Source organism: Pararhizobium gei (assembly GCF_029223885.1).
Taxonomy (GTDB): Bacteria; Pseudomonadota; Alphaproteobacteria; order Rhizobiales; family Rhizobiaceae; genus Pararhizobium; species Pararhizobium gei.
This window is the reverse complement of the sequence record NZ_CP119409.1, coordinates 114,156-134,358: the sequence shown is the minus strand read 5'-3', so window position 1 is coordinate 134,358 and position 20,203 is coordinate 114,156. Positions and strand designations below refer to the sequence as shown.

At 58.3% G+C, this 20,203-nt stretch carries 25 protein-coding genes; 13 read left to right on the top strand and 12 right to left on the bottom strand.

The features are described 5' to 3' along the window. The first annotated feature begins 71 nt into the window (after positions 1-71). The gene (locus tag PY308_RS00625; protein WP_275786879.1) at positions 72-689 is read left to right on the top strand and encodes a hypothetical protein; all 618 of its coding nucleotides are present in this window, start codon (positions 72-74) and stop codon (positions 687-689) included. Here the strand turns inward: PY308_RS00625 and PY308_RS00620 are convergent. The 5 genes from PY308_RS00620 to hslV form a co-directional block, all read right to left on the bottom strand. Further along, positions 652-2,046 carry a cytochrome P450 gene (locus tag PY308_RS00620; RefSeq protein ID WP_275786877.1) on the bottom strand — a complete coding sequence of 465 codons (1,395 nt, stop codon included), beginning with the start codon at positions 2,044-2,046 and terminating at the stop codon, positions 652-654. The genes PY308_RS00625 and PY308_RS00620 overlap by 38 nt on opposite strands. Positions 2,047-2,141: 95 nt before the next feature. Further along, the gene (locus PY308_RS00615) at positions 2,142-3,050 is read right to left on the bottom strand and encodes a DUF1402 family protein (RefSeq protein ID WP_434064185.1); all 909 of its coding nucleotides are present in this window, start codon (positions 3,048-3,050) and stop codon (positions 2,142-2,144) included. Positions 3,051-3,395: 345 nt separating this feature from the next. Further along, positions 3,396-4,703, bottom strand: a complete 1,308-nt coding sequence (gene hslU / locus PY308_RS00610) for an ATP-dependent protease ATPase subunit HslU (protein WP_275786874.1) — start codon at positions 4,701-4,703, stop codon at positions 3,396-3,398. After that, positions 4,700-5,215, bottom strand: coding sequence for a GNAT family N-acetyltransferase (locus PY308_RS00605; RefSeq protein WP_275786871.1), 516 nt, complete (start codon positions 5,213-5,215; stop codon positions 4,700-4,702). The genes hslU and PY308_RS00605 overlap by 4 nt, the downstream gene beginning before the upstream one ends. After that, a complete protein-coding gene (hslV, locus tag PY308_RS00600) occupies positions 5,205-5,729 on the bottom strand; it encodes an ATP-dependent protease subunit HslV (protein ID WP_275786868.1) in 525 nt (174 codons plus the stop codon). The genes PY308_RS00605 and hslV overlap by 11 nt, the downstream gene beginning before the upstream one ends. 223 nt (positions 5,730-5,952) lie before the next feature. On the opposite strand from hslV, the gene hisB reads away from it, so the two are divergent. Genes hisB through hisH form a run of 3 tightly spaced genes read left to right on the top strand, consistent with a single transcriptional unit; the run spans position 5,953 to position 7,714 of the window. Then, complete coding sequence (gene hisB, locus PY308_RS00595) at positions 5,953-6,561, top strand: imidazoleglycerol-phosphate dehydratase HisB (RefSeq protein ID WP_275786865.1); 609 nt, start codon at positions 5,953-5,955, stop codon at positions 6,559-6,561. A 26-nt stretch (positions 6,562-6,587) separates the two neighbouring features. Continuing rightward, on the top strand, positions 6,588-7,064 hold the full coding sequence (locus PY308_RS00590; protein WP_275786862.1) for a DUF2628 domain-containing protein: 477 nt from the start codon (positions 6,588-6,590) through the stop codon (positions 7,062-7,064). Continuing rightward, entirely contained in the window at positions 7,064-7,714 is a 651-nt protein-coding gene (gene hisH / locus PY308_RS00585) for an imidazole glycerol phosphate synthase subunit HisH (RefSeq protein WP_275786860.1), read from the top strand. Before PY308_RS00590 ends, hisH begins: the two co-directional genes overlap by 1 nt. Here the strand turns inward: hisH and PY308_RS00580 are convergent. Then, the gene (locus PY308_RS00580) at positions 7,711-7,989 is read right to left on the bottom strand and encodes a hypothetical protein (protein ID WP_275786857.1); all 279 of its coding nucleotides are present in this window, start codon (positions 7,987-7,989) and stop codon (positions 7,711-7,713) included. The two genes, hisH and PY308_RS00580, sit on opposite strands and share 4 nt — an antisense overlap. A gap of 280 nt (positions 7,990-8,269) precedes the next feature. Between PY308_RS00580 and hisA the strand changes: the two genes are divergently transcribed. Further along, positions 8,270-8,998 carry a 1-(5-phosphoribosyl)-5-[(5-phosphoribosylamino)methylideneamino]imidazole-4-carboxamide isomerase gene (gene hisA / locus PY308_RS00575; protein ID WP_275786854.1) on the top strand — a complete coding sequence of 243 codons (729 nt, stop codon included), beginning with the start codon at positions 8,270-8,272 and terminating at the stop codon, positions 8,996-8,998. Between the two features lie 124 nt (positions 8,999-9,122). On the opposite strand, the gene PY308_RS00570 is transcribed toward hisA, so the two are convergent. Further along, complete coding sequence (locus tag PY308_RS00570; RefSeq protein WP_275786852.1) at positions 9,123-9,884, bottom strand: DUF3800 domain-containing protein; 762 nt, start codon at positions 9,882-9,884, stop codon at positions 9,123-9,125. 53 nt (positions 9,885-9,937) lie between these two features. Between PY308_RS00570 and hisF the strand changes: the two genes are divergently transcribed. Genes hisF through coaA form a run of 3 tightly spaced genes read left to right on the top strand, consistent with a single transcriptional unit; the run spans position 9,938 to position 12,049 of the window. Beyond that, positions 9,938-10,714 (top strand): imidazole glycerol phosphate synthase subunit HisF, encoded by a 777-nt coding sequence (gene hisF / locus PY308_RS00565; protein ID WP_275786849.1) that lies wholly within the window; start codon positions 9,938-9,940, stop codon positions 10,712-10,714. A gap of 19 nt (positions 10,715-10,733) precedes the next feature. Next, the gene (locus PY308_RS00560) at positions 10,734-11,048 is read left to right on the top strand and encodes a phosphoribosyl-ATP diphosphatase (RefSeq protein ID WP_275786848.1); all 315 of its coding nucleotides are present in this window, start codon (positions 10,734-10,736) and stop codon (positions 11,046-11,048) included. A 5-nt stretch (positions 11,049-11,053) separates the two neighbouring features. After that, the gene (coaA, locus tag PY308_RS00555) at positions 11,054-12,049 is read left to right on the top strand and encodes a type I pantothenate kinase (RefSeq protein WP_275786845.1); all 996 of its coding nucleotides are present in this window, start codon (positions 11,054-11,056) and stop codon (positions 12,047-12,049) included. A gap of 3 nt (positions 12,050-12,052) precedes the next feature. Here coaA and PY308_RS00550 read toward each other — a convergent pair whose 3' ends face one another. The 5 genes from PY308_RS00550 to PY308_RS00530 form a co-directional block, all read right to left on the bottom strand. Beyond that, on the bottom strand, positions 12,053-12,664 hold the full coding sequence (locus PY308_RS00550; RefSeq protein ID WP_275786843.1) for an alpha-ketoglutarate-dependent dioxygenase AlkB family protein: 612 nt from the start codon (positions 12,662-12,664) through the stop codon (positions 12,053-12,055). A 7-nt stretch (positions 12,665-12,671) separates the two neighbouring features. Continuing rightward, on the bottom strand, positions 12,672-13,109 hold the full coding sequence (locus tag PY308_RS00545) for a hypothetical protein (protein ID WP_275786840.1): 438 nt from the start codon (positions 13,107-13,109) through the stop codon (positions 12,672-12,674). Next, positions 13,110-13,583: a peptidoglycan-binding protein LysM gene (gene lysM / locus PY308_RS00540; RefSeq protein WP_275786838.1), complete on the bottom strand. Its 474-nt coding sequence runs from the start codon at positions 13,581-13,583 to the stop codon at positions 13,110-13,112. A 75-nt stretch (positions 13,584-13,658) separates the two neighbouring features. Then, positions 13,659-14,093: an alternative ribosome rescue aminoacyl-tRNA hydrolase ArfB gene (gene arfB, locus PY308_RS00535; RefSeq protein ID WP_275786834.1), complete on the bottom strand. Its 435-nt coding sequence runs from the start codon at positions 14,091-14,093 to the stop codon at positions 13,659-13,661. A gap of 123 nt (positions 14,094-14,216) precedes the next feature. Then, positions 14,217-15,827, bottom strand: coding sequence for a phosphoenolpyruvate carboxykinase (locus PY308_RS00530; RefSeq protein WP_275786831.1), 1,611 nt, complete (start codon positions 15,825-15,827; stop codon positions 14,217-14,219). A gap of 321 nt (positions 15,828-16,148) precedes the next feature. Here PY308_RS00530 and PY308_RS00525 point away from each other — a divergent pair, with 321 nt between their 5' ends. The 5 genes from PY308_RS00525 to PY308_RS00505 all read left to right on the top strand — a co-directional run bounded on the left by PY308_RS00525 (position 16,149) and on the right by PY308_RS00505 (position 20,093). Continuing rightward, complete coding sequence (locus PY308_RS00525; RefSeq protein ID WP_275786829.1) at positions 16,149-16,883, top strand: response regulator transcription factor; 735 nt, start codon at positions 16,149-16,151, stop codon at positions 16,881-16,883. Between the two features lie 160 nt (positions 16,884-17,043). After that, positions 17,044-18,798, top strand: a complete 1,755-nt coding sequence (locus PY308_RS00520) for a sensor histidine kinase (protein WP_434064184.1) — start codon at positions 17,044-17,046, stop codon at positions 18,796-18,798. Beyond that, positions 18,795-19,262 carry an HPr kinase/phosphorylase gene (locus PY308_RS00515; protein ID WP_275786827.1) on the top strand — a complete coding sequence of 156 codons (468 nt, stop codon included), beginning with the start codon at positions 18,795-18,797 and terminating at the stop codon, positions 19,260-19,262. The genes PY308_RS00520 and PY308_RS00515 overlap by 4 nt, the downstream gene beginning before the upstream one ends. A 143-nt stretch (positions 19,263-19,405) precedes the next feature. After that, on the top strand, positions 19,406-19,807 hold the full coding sequence (locus PY308_RS00510; protein WP_275786824.1) for a PTS sugar transporter subunit IIA: 402 nt from the start codon (positions 19,406-19,408) through the stop codon (positions 19,805-19,807). Continuing rightward, positions 19,776-20,093, top strand: a complete 318-nt coding sequence (locus PY308_RS00505) for an HPr family phosphocarrier protein (RefSeq protein ID WP_275786822.1) — start codon at positions 19,776-19,778, stop codon at positions 20,091-20,093. Before PY308_RS00510 ends, PY308_RS00505 begins: the two co-directional genes overlap by 32 nt. Positions 20,094-20,203: the final 110 nt, after the last annotated feature.

Genomic DNA, 20,203 nt, shown 5'->3' with positions numbered 1-20,203 from the left:
ATGACATCTGCCTGCGAAAGACCATTGCTCGGCGGGCACCGGCTTTCGATTATTGCGACCAGGAGATTTCGATGAAGCCTTTTTCCCATATGCTCTTTTTATCGCTCGTATTGGCCATGGGCCCGGCTCCGTCCGGCGCTGCTTTTGCGCAAGAAGAATCCGAAGAGGAAGAATATAAGCCGGTTCTTCCCGATGTCTCGATCTACAAGGCGATGCTGGACGTCAACAAGACCAGCGGATGGATCCAGTTCCGCAATTACGATGACAAGCAGTTGATCTATTTCACGACGCTTCAGACCATGCATTGCCGACTGTCGGAAATCCGCTACTCGGTCAATTCGGATGCGCTGGACAAGCGGTTTCCGCTGGGGAAATGCAATCCGCAAATCCCGTTCAATCTGCCGGAAGACAATACAAACGAGTATATCTACATCTCCCTGCCGGCCAATACGGCCAAGACTTTGACGATCCAGGCCGTCTGGGACGATGGTGCGGGCAGCGAGATCGTCGTCTACAAGCCCTGCGAAGGCGTCGGCGACGCAACCTGCGCTGCGATCAAGACCATCAAGAAGCCGAAAAAGCAGATGCAGGAGCCGGTTCCGGCCGACTCGCCGATCCGTTCGGTGCAATCGGAAACGCCGGGCAAGAGTTTCAGCGAGCCGACACCTTCAGCGGCAGCCCGCCCCTAGGCTGGGTCGTCAGGCGCTGCACGGGCCAGGGCTTCGTTTCCGGCGTCATGTCGAAGCGAAAGCGTTTCATCAGCACGCCAAGCGCGATGACCGCTTCCTGAAGTGCAAAGGTCGCGCCAATGCAGATGCGCGGCCCGGCGCCGAACGGCAGATATTGGAAACGGTGTAGCGTCTGGCGGTTTTCGGGAAGAAAACGTTCCGGCATGAACGCGCGGGGTCTGTCCCAGTAGAGGGCGTGCCTGTGCAGCGTCCAGGGCATGATCAAAATCGAAATGCCTTTGGGAATGTCCACCCGCTGCCCACTGGACGATGTCCAGGAATCAGCCTCGATTGCCGCCCGGTTGATCGATGGCGCAGGGGGATAGAGGCGCATCGCCTCCTCGAAGGCGGCGCGCACATGGGGCATGAGATCGAGCCAGTCCACCGGTTCGGCGCCGCTCGCCACGACCGCGTCGATCTCGGCTTCCATCGCCACGCGAACCGCGGGAGAATTTGCAACGCAATAGAGCGTCCAGCCCAAGGCCCGTGCCGTCGTTTCGTGGCCAGCACCGATAAAGGTCAGGATGTTGTCGGATATCTCATCGGTCGAAAGTCCGTTCGGGCCTTCGAGCTGGAGAAGCAGGGTCAGGAAATCCGCGGGAACGGTCTCAGGCTCCTGCTGCAATCGCTGCCGCCTCTCATCCATCGTCTTTTCGACCACGCCGCGGAATTCGGCCATGACCCTGGCGCCACCGATCCGCGTCAGGCGCGGCACCCAGGATGGGGCGAGAAGCAGATCCATGGGATCGACACGTCCCATGCGATGCATCAACCGCTCGACACTCTCGGCGAATCCCTCCGTCTCGACGGCAATCTGCCCCGAGAACAGCGTCTCGGACAGGATTTCGAAGGTCAGTTCGGTCATGTCGTTGGCAATATTGACGACGGCACCGGCAGATGCAGCTTTGTCGTAGCGTCCAGCATAATCTTCGGTCTTTGCCAGCATTTGCTTGGCGAAGCCCTTGGCATGCCGCGGCGTGAAAACCGGGGCCATGGCCTTTCGCGACCGCTTCCACACCTCGCCTTCGGCGGTCAGCAATCCATCGCGCAGGATCGGCCGCAGGATGAGCCTGCGAACCTCCGACATCTCGTAGTTGGACGCGTTGTCAACGAGTACATGGCGGATGAAATCGGGATCGTTGATGATCAGCGTGCGCTGGTTGAAAAACTTGGTATCGATCCAGGGCAAGGTATAGGAGGGCTCGCCCCAGAGTTCCAAGGGGTTGCGCAGCACTGTCCGGATGATTTCCAGCCGCGATGGCGGCAGGGAGCGCGGTACGGGCGCCGGCGGCTCGAAAGGCTCAGGTCTCATATCCATGCAACGGCTCCTGCGGCACATGCCGCCGCTGCTCTAAACTTGCCGGATGCAATGGCGGTTTCAAGGAAGCCCAGGCTTTTTTTCTGCGGGATTGGCTAAAGAAGCGCCTTCAGCTCAGCCAGCTTGGCGTTGACCAGCCAGCCGTAGTAATTTTCCTCCGGCCACTGAGCGGAGCCGTCGCTGCTTTTCGCGGCAAAAGCGGCCGCCCGTTGGTCCGGATTGCCAATATTATACAGCGTCGCGGTGATGCCGGGATTGCCGGAAATATCGACACCGGCAATCGACTTGTAGGCATCGATCGATTGACGGATGGAGGCCGCCATATAGGCGAGCGATTGGTCGGGGTCCATGATCGCCTTGTAGACGCCGGCCGCATCCTTGTCGTCCAGCCGGTCATAGCCGGACACGCGCGACACCATATCGGTCAGCATCAGGGCGGTCAGCGGGTTGATCTGGCCAAGGCCAAAGGTTTGTCCCGCAAAAAAGGGCTGGAAGAAAACCGCGCTGAACCGATTGTTGGGAAAGGATGTGCCGCCGACCGCCTTGCCGCGGAACTTGCTGTTCCAGACACCCTCACGGCAACTCCAAAGCGCATAGGAGCTTTTCTTTGCCGCGCATTTGGAGAACTCCGGCCGCGCAACGAACTCGGCCACTGTTTCATCCTCGTAGCCGAAGCGAAAATTGTCCCCGGCATAGGCGGCTGCCTTCACGTAGTAGGACTGCAGCCTGTCATAAGCATCGACATTATAGGTATGCTCGCCGACGATCGCGCCCACCATGTGGATCGGATCGATGCCATAGGCCCGCGCCGTGGATTTGATCTTGCCGATCAGCTTGCCGTCGCTGGCCAGCAGATTGCGGACCTTTTCGTATTTCGCATCGAAGGAGGTCTTGCCCGCCTTGGTGCGTCGCAGGGAGGCGCCGGGAACGTCCGGCTGCTCCTGAAACCGGTTGCCTTCAGGAACGACGCGGAGCCCGCCGGCGTAAGCCAGGCCAGTGGACATCAAAAGTCCTGCAATAATGAGCATATGAACAATGGCGCGCACGGACATTTTCCTGTGAAGCTGCAAGGTCTCTGAGAGGCGTCGGGACGCATGCGGCAAAATCATGTCGGAATCATGCCGGCACCGGACAAAGGCTTAGCGCGTGGAGGGGATGCAGACAAGCACGACATCGGTTTAACGATGCCTGTCATTGTTGTGCCTTGGTTACGGCTAACTGCGCTTGGCGCTTTCCTGCTGATGCGCCGATTCAAGCTCCGCCATCCTCGCGTCGAGCCCGAGGATGGCGGGATATGATGCGGCCGGCAGATTGACGGCAACGCGATATCGTCAGGCTTTACGCAGGCGCTACAGAATGTAACGCGACAGATCCGTATTGGCGGCGAGATCGCCGACATGCTGTTTCACATAGGCCGCATCGATCGTCAGCTGTTCGCCATTCTTGTCCGGTGCCGCATAGGAGATTTCATCCAGCACGCGTTCCATCACGGTCTGCAGGCGGCGGGCGCCGATATTTTCGAGGCTCGAATTCAGTTTCACAGCCACTTCCGCAAGCGCATCAAGGGCATCCTCGGTGAAATCGAGGTTGACGCCTTCAGTTTCCAGAAGTGCCTTATACTGGCGGATCAGGCCGACCTCTGTCTCGGTCAGGATGCGGCGGAAATCTTCCTTGGTCAGCGCCTTTAGCTCCACCCGGATCGGCAAGCGCCCCTGAAGTTCGGGAAGCAGGTCGGACGGCTTGGCGACGTGAAAGGCGCCGGATGCGATGAAGAGGATATGATCCGTCTTCACAGGTCCGTATTTGGTTGCAACCGTTGTGCCTTCAACAAGCGGGAGCAGATCGCGCTGCACGCCCTCGCGGGATACGCCGGCACCCATGCCGCCATCGCGGGCCGCGATCTTGTCGATCTCGTCGAGGAAGACGATGCCGTCATTTTCCGCCGACCGCACGGCCTCACGCTGGATCTGTTCATTGTCCAGCAGCTTGTCGGATTCGTCGTCGACCAAGACCTTGTAGGAGGCCTTGACGGTGGTGCGGACCTTCTTGGTGCGGGGACCCATGGCCTTGCCGAACATTTCCGACAGGTTGAGGACGCCGATATTGGCGCCGGGCATGCCGGGAATCTCGAAGCCGCCGCCGGGCGTGGCGGTATCGGCGACCTCGATGTCGATCTCCTTGTCGTCCAGTTCATTGGCCCTGAGTTTCTTGCGGAAACTGTCGCGTGTAGCAGGAGACGCGGTCGCCCCGACCAGGGCGTCCAGCACGCGTTCTTCAGCGTTCAAATGCGCCTTGGCCTTCACTTCAGCGCGCTTCTTTTCGCGCACCAGGCCGATGCCGACCTCGACGAGGTCGCGGACGATCTGCTCGACATCGCGGCCGACATAGCCGACCTCCGTGAATTTGGTGGCTTCCACCTTGATGAAGGGCGCACCGGCCAGCTTGGCGAGGCGGCGGGAAATTTCCGTCTTGCCGACGCCGGTCGGGCCGATCATCAGAATGTTCTTCGGCATGACCTCGTCGCGCAGCTCGTCCGAGAGCTGCTGGCGGCGCCAGCGGTTGCGCAGTGCGATGGCGACGGCGCGCTTGGCATCATGCTGGCCGATGATGAAACGGTCGAGTTCCGACACGATTTCGCGGGGAGAGAATGTTGTCATGATTTGCTTGTCTCTTCAGGTTTGTCCAGCGTCATGAAATGGGCCGGCCCGTAAATGGAATGACGTGTTTCCAGAAAGCGAAAGCCCGCTTTCTGATAGGCGCGAATGGCCTGCGTATTTTCAGGATCCGGATCGATTACGATCCGCATGGCTCCCTCAGCGAAACGTTCGGTACAGAACTGGCGGATTATCGCACTGCCATGACCCTTGCCGGTTAGATCGGGATCACCGATCGAAATATCGATCCCGAGCGTGCCTGGAGGCTGGTCCCGGTAGGGGTGGCCTTCCTCCAGATACGGATCATACCATTGTAGATAGGCGATCGGCGTTCCGTCGATCTCGACCATCAGCGGCCTTGTTTCGGTGCTCTCCATAGCCTGTTGGATGTCGGCCAGCTCTTTCGCCGGCTCGCCCCACCATCTGGCAATATGCGGTTTCTTCAGCCACCGGCCGAGAAGCGGAAAATCGTCCCGCCGCAGATCGCGAAAACGATAGCGGACCTCAGGCCGCATCCAACGTTTCCACCACGATCGTGTTGTTGGTGTAGACACAGATGTCGCCGGCGATCTCCATGGCGCGGCGGGCGATCTCCTCCGCCGTCTTGTCCGTATCCATCAGGGCGCGCGCTGCGGCGAAGGCATAGTTGCCACCGGACCCGATGGCGATCGTGCCATGTTCCGGCTCCAGCACATCACCATTGCCGGTGATGGCAAGTGTGATCGTCTTGTCGGCCACCAGCATCATGGCTTCGAGATTGCGCAGATATTTGTTGGTCCGCCAGTCCTTGGCAAGCTCGACGGCGGCGCGCATCAGCTGGTCGGGATATTGCTCGAGCTTGGCTTCCAGCCGCTCAAGCAGGGTGAAGGCGTCCGCGGTGGCACCGGCGAACCCGGCTATCACCTCGCCCTTGCCAAGACGGCGCACCTTGCGGGCATTGCCCTTCATCACCGTCTGCCCGAGACTGACCTGGCCGTCTCCGGCCATCACCACCTGTCCGCCCTTCCGGACGGTAATAATCGTTGTCATGAAAACCTGCCTGCCCGGGTTCCGGGCCGTTTCGAAGGGCCGCACACCGGCCCCGTTGAAGCCTATGTAAGAGCGGTTTTGCCGATTGCAAATAGCGCGAACGACGCTCTCCTTCCTGCGCAATTCGGGTGGATTTGCGCACTTTAGAGATTCGCGGCGGCACTTCTGGATATTTAAGCCATCGCCTGATATGGAGCGGCTCAGTTACATTCGGGAGAACCTGATGGCCGACCAGCAGCCAAGCCGCACGGGCAGCGTTTCGCGCAAGACCAACGAAACCTCGGTGTCGGTTTCCGTCAATATTGACGGCGCGGGAACATCGCGCATTTCAACCGGCGTCGGCTTCTTCGACCATATGCTGGAACAGCTGTCCCGCCACTCGCTGATCGATATGGATATCGTTGCCGAAGGCGACCGTCATGTGGATGATCATCATACCGTGGAAGACACCGGCATTGCCATCGGCCAGGCGTTGTCGAAGGCGCTTGGCGACCGGCGCGGCATCACCCGCTATGCCTCGCTCGATCTCGCGATGGATGAAACCATGACACGGGCCGCCGTTGATCTTTCCGGCCGGCCTTTTTTGGTCTGGAATGTGGAATTTTCGTCGCCGAAGATCGGCACCTTCGATACGGAACTGGTCCGCGAATTTTTCCAGGCGCTGGCGCAACACGGCGGTATCACGCTGCATGTGCAGACTATCTACGGCGCCAACAATCACCATATCGCTGAGACCTGCTTCAAGGCCGTTGCCCGCGTGTTGCGCACAGCGACAGAGATCGATCCGCGCCAGGCTGGCCGCGTTCCCTCCACCAAGGGTATGCTGGTCTGACCGGCGCCTGCTGAAAGTCGGCTTTGATGGCCTCCTACCTCGTTCTTACCCCACCCGGCGCACGCTCAGACGCGGTCGAAGCCCGTTTCATCGCCGACAGTTTTTCCTGGGTTGCCTTCCTCCTGCCGGCGGTCTGGCTGCTTTTCAAACGCCAGTGGATCGCCGGCATCGTCGTGGCGGCGCTGCAGACGGTCGTGGCCATTTTCACCGCAGAAGCCGATTTCATGCTGGCGGGGCTGCTGACCGAACTTGCCCTGCGTCTTCTGGTTGCCCTCGAAGGCCCAAGCTTCATCGCCAGCCGGCTGCAGGCGCGCGGCTGGACGCTTCGCGACATCATCCCCGCCCATGACCTTGCCACTGCGGAAATGATGTATGACGTCGGGGTGGCCCGTGACGGCAGCTTGCCCGGCGGCGGAGCTGCGCAGCCTCTGCCTGGCCTCGTGGCGGGAGCGGGGCCTCGCGGCGCCGGATTCGGCGTCTTTGAACTTTACGGAGAACGCTGATGCGCGTTGCGATCATCGACTACGGGTCCGGCAATCTACGCTCGGCAACCAAGGCTTTCGAACGGGCTTCCCGTGAGGCAGGCATCGATGCAAAGATCGACCTGACCGACAGACCGGAGCGTGTCGCCAGCGCCGACCGAATCGTGCTCCCCGGCGTCGGCGCCTATGCCGACTGCCGTCAGGGGCTGGACGCCATCGATGGCATGCAGGAGGCGCTGACAGAAGCCGTTGAAACATCCGGGCGGCCGTTTCTTGGCATCTGCGTCGGCATGCAGCTGATGTCCTCGCGCGGACTGGAAAAATCCGTGACCCGCGGGCTTGGCTGGATCAGGGGCGACGTGGTCGAGATGGCACCCGCCGATCCGGCCTTGAAAATTCCGCAGATCGGCTGGAACACACTGGACCTCAGAAAGCCGCATGCACTTTTCGACGGCATCAGGACCGGCGCGGACGGGCTGCACGCCTATTTCGTCCATTCCTATCATCTGGCCACCGAGCATCCGGACGATCTGATCGCCACGACATCCTATGGCGGTGCCGTCACCGCTTTCGTTGCCAGCGGCAACAAGGCAGGCGCTCAGTTCCACCCGGAAAAGAGCCAGACGCTCGGCCTGACTCTGATCTCCAATTTTTTGCGCTGGAAGCCTTAGGCGAATAGACCAAGTTGGCCATTGTCTTTCGGAAAAGAAATGACTTTCCTTCGTGGAATATGTGCGATCGGGTTAGTCAATGCCGCGATTTCTGGGTTTTCTCGCTTAAACTCTTCGTATGCGATAAGTCTTGTTCCTTCGTTCTTCTTTTCTTCCCAAACTTCATAGAGGCGAAATTGGTTTTCTCCGTATTTTCCTACAAGAGACTGTACCGTTTCGCCCCTCCATCTTGCCTTCCAAATCTCACGGGCCTGTTCATCGGTAAAGTACGACATTTTATGATGTTCTCCAGGTTAAATTGGAGAGATGCCAGCCATCAAAGGATTTCATTTGACGGTAATAAACACGTATGCTTTTTGCCGACTGTGGGAAGTATCCTATCGCCCCTGACATCTCATTGTTTCAGGGCCAAAAAGCCGGGCTCCAATCCCGGCTTTTTGTGTTAGCGATTCCGACTCCTAAGGTTTAACTAATAAAGAGTCCAGAACCACAATTTGTTATCACATGAGAATCTGTTCTCTGTTTGTGCATGGCAAAGCTAAGCGAGTAATCTGCATGATCCTTTTCCCCGCCATCGACCTGAAAGACGGCCAGTGCGTTCGCCTCAAGCTCGGCGATATGGAACAGGCCACTGTCTACAACCCCGACCCCGCCGACCAGGCCAGAGCTTTTGAAAACCAAGGGTTCGAATGGCTGCATGTCGTCGATCTCAACGGGGCCTTCGCCGGCGAAACCGTCAACGGGGCGGCGGTCGATGCGATCCTGAAGGCGACGAACAATCCGGTGCAGCTCGGCGGCGGCATCCGCACGCTAGAGCATATCGAGAGCTGGCTGTCGCGCGGCCTAGCCCGCGTCATCCTCGGCACCATCGCCGTGCGCGACCCGGCGCTGGTGATCGAAGCCTGCAAGAAATTTCCCGGCAAGGTGGCCGTCGGCATCGACGCCAGGGGCGGCAAAGTGGCCGTCGAGGGCTGGGCGGAAGCCTCCGAACTCGGCATCATAGAGCTTGCGAAAAAATTCGAGGGCGCCGGCGTTTCGGCCATCATCTATACCGACATCGACCGCGACGGCATCCTCACCGGCATCAACTGGGAGGCGACGCTGGAACTGGCGGACGCGGTTTCGATCCCCGTCATCGCCTCGGGCGGCCTGGCCTCGATGGACGACATCAGGCGCATGGTCCGGCCGGATGCTGCGAAACTCGAAGGCGCGATTTCAGGCCGGGCGCTCTATGACGGACGCATCGATCCTGTGGAGGCGCTGCAATTGCTTAAAGCTCAATAGTTTGAGTCACTTAGGCAGGTTCTTAAGCTATTGATTTAAAATGGTTTATTGTTGACAATCATTCGAAATTGTGTTATATGGGTGCAAATGGATTGGGGGTTCCCGGTCGGCGTCTGGCCTCGGTTTATCCGGGGCTTTTCGCTTTTATGCCAGATGGCGCATAAATTCCTCGCTCGGTATTGACGGGAATGCGGACTTTGCAAAGTTTGGATTGGATAATGCTCATCGCCCGATTTGATTGCTGAGGATGCAAATAACTTAAACCCAAAGGCCTTGCCGTAAGGTCCGCAAGCTGCATGCCTGTCGAGTTTGATTTCTTGTCGGCAAACCGAAGTTTGAAACTATCAAGGCGCACTCGGATCTGGTTTTCGCCCGCAACGATCCGGCGAAACTCCAACTCAAGTTCCTTATCTTCCTTCTCTCCACGCTTTTCGAAAACGAAGTAGTAAGTCTGTTCGTGTTTTCCGATGTTTTTGAGGTGTCTGTGAACTGCCATCAAACAGATAGACAAAGCAATTCGGTAAGGATTGTCCGGGAAGAAATCGGCACGGAATTTTCGCTTGTCGATGATGCAGGAAAAGATGTCGAACCGAGCGGCATCAACTATCTTCGTAAGATCACGAAGAAAATTTTCTCTGACCTCGATATTGGTGAGAAAAGTAAAGTCGCCAATTTGCTTACGGATTTCCCTTTCATGCAGCACCGCCATGTCGTGACCAAAGTATCGAAATTTGAATTTCTGAAAACTGGGTACCGTCTTTTGGGTGTATTCCAATATCTTGAAGCCGCAGACCGAAAGCACGAAAACCGGATAGGCCTCGTCGATGGACACGAGGGAATGGTCGCCGCTTTCATCAGCATAAAAAATATACTCGCCATTTTCCATGCAGATCAGTATGAAGCCGTCTAGATACTTTCAGCAAGTTTTGCAGAGACAAAATGACCCTCAAAGCCCGCGTTATCCCCTGTCTCGACGTCAAGGACGGCCGTGTCGTCAAGGGGGTTAGCTTCGTCGATCTGATCGACGCCGGCGATCCCGTCGAATCGGCGAAGGCGTATGATGCCGCCGGTGCGGACGAGCTGTGTTTCCTCGATATCACCGCGTCATCCGACAATCGCGATACGATCTTCGACGTGGTGACCCGCACGGCCGAGCATTGCTTCATGCCTCTGACGGTTGGTGGCGGCGTGAGAACCGTAGCCGACATTCGCAAGCTGCTGCTGGCCGGAGCCGACAAGGTGTCGATCAATTCGGCCGCAGTCAGCAATCCCGATTTCGTCGCCGAGGCGGCCGACAAGTTCGGCAATCAGTGCATCGTCGTTTCGATCGATTCCAAGAAAGTCTCGCAACCGGGTGAAGACGACCGCTGGGAAATCTTTACCCATGGCGGACGGCAGGCGACGGGCATCGATGCCGTGGTTTTTGCCGAGAAAATGGTGCAGCTTGGCGCGGGCGAGCTGTTGCTGACCTCAATGGACCGTGACGGCCGGAAAACCGGCTACGACATCGGCCTCACCCGCACCATTGCCGATCGTGTCTCCGTACCGGTCATTGCGTCCGGCGGCGTCGGCACTCTCGATCATATGGTCGAAGGCATTCGCGACGGGCATGCGACGGCGGTGCTTGCCGCCTCGATCTTCCATTTCGGCACCTATAGCATCGGCCAGGCCAAGCGCTATATGGCAGAGCATGGCATCGCCATGCGCCTCGATTGAGCCTGAGGATCTGAACCTGATGAGCGATTTCAGCCTTTCCGATCTCGAAAGAATCGTGGCGACACGGGCGCAGGCATCGCCGGAGGAATCCTGGACGGCAAAGCTTATGGCGCAGGGACAGGCCAAGGCCTCCAAGAAGCTGGGCGAAGAGGCGGTTGAGGCCGTTATCGCCGCGGTGTCCGGTGACCGGGACAATCTCGTTTCCGAGAGTGCCGACCTGCTCTATCATCTGATGGTCGTATTGAAAATTGCGGATATTCCGTTGCAGGATGTGATGAGCGAGCTTGAGAGGCGAACGCGCCAATCGGGCATTCAGGAAAAGGCGAGCCGGTAGATTTCATGAGCATCGCGGCAAAAGACGCAGGCCCGGCCGATATTCCGGATCATTTTCGCAACATCGACACGTCACCCTATCGTTTTTTCTCTGCGGAGGAATGGTCGCGGTTCCGGGCGGATACACCCCTGACATTGACGGCCGACGAGGTTCGGCGGTTGCGCTCGCTCAACGACCCGATCGATCTCAGCGAAGTCCGGCGCATCTATCTTTCGCTGTCACGGCTCCTGTCCGCCCATGTTGAATCGTCACAGATGTTGTTCGCTCAGCGGCAGCGCTTCCTCAGCATGTCCGGCGAGGCGAAGACCCCGTTTGTCATCGGCATTGCCGGTTCGGTTGCCGTGGGCAAGTCCACGACCGCACGCATTCTCGCCGAGCTTCTGTCGCGCTGGCCATCGAGCCCCAAGGTCGATCTTGTCACCACGGACGGCTTTCTCTACCCGAATGTTTCCCTGCTTCGCGAAAACATGATGGACCGCAAGGGCTTTCCCGAGAGCTACGACATCGGCGCGCTGCTGCGCTTCCTGTCCGCCATCAAGGCCGGCCAGCCGAACGTCAAGGCGCCGACCTATTCGCACCTGACCTATGATGTGCTGCCAGACCAATTCCAGATCGTCGACCGGCCGGATATTCTGATCTTCGAAGGCATCAATGTGCTTCAGTCGCGCAATCTGCCCGCCGACGGCAAGATCGTACCAATGGTTTCGGATTTTTTCGATTTTTCCATTTACATCGACGCCGAGGAAAGCCTGATCCATACCTGGTATGTCAACCGCTTCATGCGGCTGAGACAGACGGCCTTTCGCAATCCCGATTCCTTCTTCACGCGCTATGCGGACGTGAGCGAGGAGGAAGCCTTTTCGATAGCCGAAGGGCTCTGGCACAACATCAACCTGAAGAACCTGCGCCAGAATATTCTGCCGACGCGTCCCCGCGCCGACCTCATTCTGCAAAAGGGCCAGAACCATCTCACCGAAACGGTCGCCTTGCGAAAACTGTGACGATCATTGGGTGACGCGACGGAGTGTAAGGTTGATCCGGCCGCCATTCTTCAAGAGCGTCGACGTATTGGGGTAGATCTTGTCGACCCCGTGAAAAGCGAGACGCCCCTCTCCGCCCAAGACCACGACATCGCCGCTTGCCAGCTTGAATGACAGGGTGCTGTCGCTGCGCTCGCGCCCACCGACACGAAACAGGCAGGTGTCGCCGAGCGAGATCGATACCACGGGGCTTTCCAGATCCTTTTCGTCGCGGTCCTGATGCAAGCCCATGCGCGCATCATCGGTATAGAAGTTGACGAGGCAGGCTTCAGGCTCCTTGCCTGTTCCGGAGACAGTTTGCCAGATATCCAGAAGAACGTCCGGTATCGCGGGCCACGGCTGGCCCGTCACAGGATGAAGCGCCTGATAGCGGTAACCCTGCTCCTTGTCCGTTACCCAGCCGAGAGAGCCACAATTGGTCATGCGCACCGACATCGGCTTGCCGGTGCGCGGCATTGCGGGTACATAGAGCGGTGACGCAGTCACGATTGCGCGGACAGTCTCGACCAGGTTTTGCTGCTTCTCCCGATCAAGGAAGCCCGGGATATGCCGGATGCCCTTTGGGAGAACCTGCATGACGGCGTTATTCCATGCCGATGACAGCCGGCGGCACACCGTAGCGCTGCTGCCAGTCAGCATATCCGACATCCGTCGGGCCGACCAGATGATCGATCAGGTTCCAGCGACCCGACTGGAACGTCAACAGCGCATAGACCGTCAACCCGTCCATCATATCCGTTTCGCCGGCAAAACCGGTTTCTTCCGGATCGATCGGATCACCGCCGGGCCGTTGAGGATCGACTTGAACAAAAGCCCAGTTTGGCGAGACGCGAATCGTCGTGACGACGAACTCGACCGGGCCGCGCATTTCCGCCTCGACCGCCGGGCGTAGTGCTTCGAGCACGGCTGCCCGCTCCGGTGAACCCTTTGCCGGTTCTCGAAGAGACTGCGCGGATGGAGACCCGCTCCCGATCAACAGAGCCGAGAGCAGGATCCACAACGTAAGAATGTATTTCCTCATTTATGCCTTATCCAGCTCGGGAATGCGCAGAACCTGACCCGGATAGATCTTGTCGGGATGCGTCAGCATCGGCTTGTTGGCTTCGAAAATAACAGTGTTTTTTGCACCTTTTCCGGCACCATACTGGGTCTCGGCGATCTTCCAGAGATTGTCGCCCTTCTTGACCGTGTACAACACGGGATCCTTGGCCGGAGCCGACGTCGCCGTGGCGGCATTACCGACCTTGAGCTCAGAGGCCTCGACCTTGGAAATGCCAAGCGTGTTGCCGACGGCTATCACTGCCTTTTCGAAGGCGGACTGATCTTCCACCACGCCCTTCAAAACCACCTTGTCGCCTTCCACGGCAACATCGACCTTGTCGGTCCCGATTTTATGGGAATCGAGTTCCTTTTTCACGGCCTCGACATCCGGCGCATCGTCGTCGCCGATGCCCAGTTTCTTCCCGGCATTCTTGATGAAATCGAACAGTCCCATGGCGTTTCTCCCTTTGCTGTGGTCGAGACTAACAGAGGGCAGCAGCAGATGAAAGCAAGGTCGGCTAAGCGCAATTCAATCGCCCTGCGGCCGGCCACGCAGCTTTTTGACTTCGCTACGGCCGGTCTTTGCCTTCAGCCGGCGCTCGATCGATCCTTTTGTCGGCTTGGTCTTGCGGCGCGGTGGCGGTGGCGGCTCGGCAGCTTTCAGGATCAGTTCCCTCAACCTGTCACGGGCATCTTCGCGGTTGCGCTCCTGGCTGCGGAAGCGGCTGGCTTCGATCAGCAGAACGCCATCCTTGGATACCCGGCGTCCGGCCAGCTTGATCGCATTTTCCCGAACACGTTCCGGCAGGGCGGGCGATGTCAGGATACCGTAGAACAGCTGTACCGCCGTCGAAACCTTATTGACGTTCTGCCCGCCCGGCCCGCCGGCCAGCACGAATTGCTCGGTCAGTTCCCAACCGGCGATGGTGATTCTGGCATTGATATAAAGCGGATCGCTGGCCATCGGTCTTCCCTCCCGCTTCATATCTCACAGGATAGCCGTGTTGGAAACGCCATTGACGACAAAACGCGAAAAACCCGGCAGAAGCCGGGTTTCACGTGAATCATAGCCTGCAATCTTTTCCGCTTACTCCGCCGCGAGCTTTACGCCCGGCGCCGCGTCCCGGACGCTTCCATCGACATGGCTCTCGAACTTGGCGAAATTGGCGACGAACATGTCCACCAGTTTGCGCGCCTGCACGTCATAGGCTTCTCCGTTGCTCCAGGTCGAGCGCGGGTCGAGAATGGTGCTGTCGACATCCGGCACCGATACGGGAACCGCGAAGCCGAAATTGGCATCGGTGCGGAACTCGGCGGATGCCAGGGAACCTTCAAGTGCTGCGGTGAGAAGCGCGCGCGTCGCCTTGATCGGCATGCGGCTTCCGACCCCATAGGCACCCCCGGTCCAGCCCGTATTGACCAACCAGCAATCGACACCGTGTTCGGCAATCAGCGCCTTCAGCAAATTGCCGTATTCCGAAGGATGGCGCGGCATGAACGGCGCGCCGAAGCATGTCGAAAACGTGGCCTCAGGCTCGGTGACGCCCTTTTCCGTTCCGGCAACCTTGGCAGTGTATCCGGACAGGAAGTGGTACATGGCCTGATCGGGCGTCAGGCGGGCAATCGGCGGCATGACGCCAAAAGCGTCCGCCGTCAGCATGATGATCGTCTTTGGATGTCCGGCGGTCCCTGTCTTGCTGGCATTCGAGATGAAATCCAGCGGATAGGCGCAGCGGGTATTTTCCGTGAGCGAACCATCGTTGAAATCCGGCACCCGGTTGTCGTCAAGCACGACATTTTCCAGCACCGTGCCGAAGCGCCGCGTGGTGGCGAAAATTTCCGGCTCGGCCTCGGCCGAAAGCCGGATCGTCTTGGCGTAGCAACCGCCTTCGAAATTGAAGACGCCATCCTTGCCCCAGCCATGCTCGTCATCGCCGATCAAGATACGCTTCGGATCGGCCGAAAGGGTCGTCTTGCCCGTTCCGGAAAGTCCGAAGAACACGGCAGCGTCACCGTCCGGGCCAACATTGGCCGAGCAATGCATCGGCATGACGCGGCGGGCCGGCAGCAGATAGTTGAGCATGGTAAAGACGGACTTCTTCATTTCGCCGGCATAGGACGTGCCGCCGATCAGGATAATGCCCTTTGCAAAGTTGCAGGCAATCACGGTTTCGCCGCGGCAACCGTGACGCGCGGGATCGCCCTTGAAGTCGGGAAGGTCGATAATCACAAGCTCCGGCACAAACGACGCAAGCGACGCTTTCTCCGGGCGGATCAGAAGATTGCGGATAAAGAGAGAGTGCCAGGCAAATGCAGTAACGACACGGGTCGGCAGGGCATTTTCATGGTCTGCGCCGCCGATCAGATCCTGAACATAGAGCGACTTGCCCTTGGCATGATCGAGCATGTCCTGAAACAGAATCTCGAAATGTTCCGGCGACATCGGATTGTTGTTGTCCCACCAGATCTTGTCCGCCGTCGTGGCATCGCGAACGACATATTTATCCTTGGGCGAGCGGCCGGTGTGCTGGCCCGTCAATGCGCGAATCGCACCATCTGCCGTCAGCTGCGCTTCGCCGCGGCTCAGAATTTCTTCGTAAAGTTCAGGGGTGCCAAAGTTGTACCGAACCATGTCTAGGTTGGTGAAGCCGATTGATTCCAGCCCAAGGGATGGGTTGCGAATGCCGAGTTCCTGCATGGTTCAGCTTTCCTCCGTGATTGCCGAGTGAATGTTATTGAGGGGACCTTAGATTGGTAGCTCCTAAAAGACAAGGTTGCTGTCCAAAAATTATCAATGATATCAGTATATTAATCGATTTAAAGAAAAATATAGCTTTTTTAATCGGTTGAATCGGACATTAAACAAACCTTCGAAGATTGCTCTGGGCATAGATCGCAACCAACCGTTTTTGCTTCGCCACAATTTGTTCCACCTTTATACTCAAAAAGCAGATGATGTCCGTCGTCATGCCCGGGTCCGGGCTTGCTACGGCGAGATGGAAATGGTGGAGCTTTTACGATGCAGACGATTGCACTTGTCGACGACGACCGAAACATCCTCACCTCGGTGTCGATTGCATTAGAGGCAGAAGGCTACAAGGTTGAAACCTACACCGATGGCGCCTCGGCGCTGGACGGCCTTCTCGGCCGTCCCCCGCAACTGGCGATCTTCGACATCAAGATGCCACGCATGGACGGCATGGAGCTTCTGCGCCGCCTGCGTCAGAAATCGGACATTCCGGTCATTTTCCTCACCTCCAAGGACGAGGAGATCGACGAGTTGTTCGGCTTGAAGATGGGCGCCGACGACTTCATCACGAAGCCATTCTCGCAGCGTCTGCTGGTCGAGCGGGTTAAGGCCATCCTGCGCCGGTCCGCCAACCGGGAAGCCGCCGCCGCGGCCGGCAATAATGCTGGCGGGCCGAAGGCTGCAAGCGATGTGCAGGCGCGATCGCTGGAGCGCGGCCAACTGGCGATGGACCAGGAGCGCCATACATGTACCTGGAAGAACGAGGCGGTGACGCTGACTGTGACCGAGTTTCTCATTCTTCATTCCCTGGCGCAGCGCCCCGGCGTGGTGAAGAGCCGCGATTCCCTGATGGACGCCGCCTATGACGAGCAGGTCTATGTCGATGACCGGACAATCGACAGCCATATCAAACGATTGCGCAAAAAGTTCAAAATGGTCGACAATGATTTCGACATGATCGAAACGCTTTATGGCGTCGGCTACCGGTTCCGCGAAAGCGCCTGATGCATGGGAGCCCGGCTTGGTAGAGGGATGCCCATGCATGGCCTGCAAGCGCAAGCTGTGCTAAAAGCCTCGTGCCAAAGGGCGCATCCGGGCTGTTCCTTGAGCAGGGGCCGCGGAAGCGGAAGTTGAAGGCTTGGTCGACGTCTTGCGAAACATTGATATGGAAGAAGGCGATGGCAGGGATGTGCCGGGAAAGACGTGGGCACATCCGTTCACGCTGATCCGACGCCTGTTCGGCAATGCCGTCTTTTCCAGCCTGACCCGGCGTATTCTGTTTTTCAACCTCGTCGCCCTCGTCGTGCTCGTCGGCGGCATCATGTATCTCAATCAGTTTCGCGAAGGCCTTATCGATGCCCGCGTCGAAAGCCTGCTGACCCAGGGCGAAATCATTGCGGGTGCGATTGCAGCCTCCGCCTCCGTCGATACCAATTCCATCACCATCGATCCGGAAAAGCTTTTGGAACTGCAGGCGGGCCAGAGCATCACGCCGCTGCCGAGCGACGAGGATCTCGAATTCCCGATCAATCAGGAGCGCGTCGCACCTGTTCTGCGGCGGCTGATTTCACCGACCCGCACCCGCGCCCGGCTGTTCGACGCGGATGCGGATCTTCTTCTGGATTCGCGACACCTTTATACAGGTGGCCAGGTCCTGAGGTTCGACCTGCCCCCCATCGAGCCGGAATCCGTGACGATATCCGAGAGGCTGAATTCCTGGTTCAACCGCATCCTGCAACCGGGAAACCTGCCGCTGTACAAGGAGCCGCCTGGCGGCAACGGCTCGATCTATCCGGAGGTGATGAATGCCTTGACCGGTGTGCGCGGCGCTGTCGTGCGTGTGACGGAAAAGGGTGAACTGATCGTTTCGGTCGCCGTGCCTGTCCAGCGGTTCCGCGCCGTACTCGGCGTCCTGCTTTTATCGACGCAGGCCGGCGATATCGACAAGATCGTCCATGCCGAAAGGCTTGCCATCATTCGCGTCTTCGGCGTCGCGGCCATGGTCAACGTCATCCTGTCCCTACTTCTGTCGAGCACGATCGCCAATCCCTTGCGCCGCCTGTCGGCGGCCGCCATCCGTGTCCGCCGTGGCGGCGCGAAGGAGCGCGAAGAAATTCCCGACTTCTCCTCCCGCCAGGACGAAATCGGCAATCTTTCCGTTGCTCTGCGTGAAATGACCGCGGCCCTCTACGACCGGATCGCCGCGATTGAAAATTTCGCGGCCGATGTCAGCCACGAACTGAAAAACCCGCTGACGTCCCTGCGCAGCGCCGTCGAAACGCTGCCGCTCGCCCGCACGGACGAGTCCAAGAAGCGGCTGATGGACGTCATTCAGCATGACGTGCGCCGCCTCGACCGGCTGATCAGTGATATTTCCGATGCGTCGCGGCTCGATGCGGAGCTTGCCCGCAGCGATGCGAAGGCCGTCGATCTGGAAAAGCTGCTGGGTGACCTCGTGGATATTTCCCGGCAGATCCGCAGCGGCAAAAAAGTCGTTCAGCTAAGCTTCGTCGTCGAGCGCAAGGACAATCCCAAAGCGCGATTCGATGTTGCCGGCTACGAGTTGCGCATCGGCCAGATCATCACCAACCTGATCGAAAACGCCCGCTCGTTCGTACCCGGCGAAGGTGGGCGCATCGTTTTGCGCCTGACGCGAACCCGCAGCCGCTGCCTCATTTATGTCGAGGACAATGGCCCCGGCGTTCAGGCGGAAGATATCGACCGCATTTTCGAACGCTTTTATACAGACCGGCCGGACGGCGAGGATTTCGGTCAGAACTCCGGTCTCGGCCTGTCGATTTCACGCCAGATCGCCGAAGCCCATGGAGGTTCGCTGAAGGCTGAGAACATGACGGATGCTTCGGGCAGGATTACGGGCGCACGGTTCACATTGTCGCTCCCGGTCGAGAGCAACGCGTGACCGGACAAGCGCCGAATCTTCACGCCACGGCGATCGTGCTGGGAACGCAGGGCTTCTTGTTCGTTGGACCATCCGGTGCCGGCAAGACCACTCTGGCGCTGTCCTGCCTGACGGCGGCGCGAGCCAACATGATCTATGCTTCACTTATCGCCGACGATCAAGTGCTGATTTCAATCTATGACGGCCTGATTATTGCACGTCGGCCGGCCTCGATTGCCGGCCTTGCAGAAATTCGCGGCGCGGGCATTGTCACGATAAACAGCATCCCGGCAGCCCGACTGGATTTCGCTGTTCTTCCCGTCAAGGCGCCTTTCGAACCACGTCTCCCGCCGGACGGCGAAACATGGACGCTGGCCGCCGGAGCCTGCTTGCCTCTGTTACGGCTACCCTACGGAGATGGAAGCAATGCATTCGAAATTTTGCGGGTAATCCTGTCTCAACGCAGAGAATTTCAAGAGCGATGATGCCATTTACGGAAGGATTCGGGGATTTTTAACTTGCACTTCGGCTTTTCCTTGCCAAGATGGCCGCCCCGAGGTGGACGGAATTGTTGCGTTGCGATATCCGACCATCGAGAATTTGCAGATGCAGTTGGAGCAAAGACACCATGATCGGACTTGTGCTTGTCACACATGGCAAGCTGGCTGAGGAGTTTCGTCATGCTCTGGAGCATGTTGTCGGTCCGCAAAAGTTGATCGAGACTGTCTGCATCGGTCCAGAGGACGATATGGACCAGCGCCGCCAGGACATACTGCAAGCTGTCATGGCAGCCGATGACGGCAAGGGCGTCATCATACTCACCGACATGTTCGGGGGCACTCCCTCCAATCTGGCAATCTCGGTCATGCAGAGCGGAACGGTCGAAGTCATCGCAGGGGTCAACCTTCCCATGCTGATCAAACTGGCCGGCGTGCGGAGCGAAAGCGACATGGACAAGGCTCTCGTCGAAGCATCTGAAGCAGGCAGGAAATACATCAATGTCGCAAGTCGTGTCCTCAGTGGGAAATAATGACGCAGCGTCTGCGGCGCTCTCCCGCGAATTGCCCATCGTCAACAAGCGTGGCCTGCATGCCCGCGCTTCCGCGAAGTTCGTCCAGACCGTCGAAGCGTATGAAGCCGACATCAGGGTGACGAAAGACGGCATGAGCGTCGGCGGAACATCCATCATGGGACTGATGATGCTGGCCGCCAGCACCGGTTCGTCCATTCTCGTGGAGGCAAGCGGACCGCAGGCACAGGAAGCGCTCGATGCGCTGGACACCCTCGTCTCCGACAAGTTCGGCGAGGAAGCATAGGGAAGACATAAAGATATAAAGACTTCTTTATGTCCTGTTGATCCTTTTCATGAAACCTGATAGGTGAAGAACAAACGTCCGGCATTTGTGCTGGACGCAGAATTTCATGC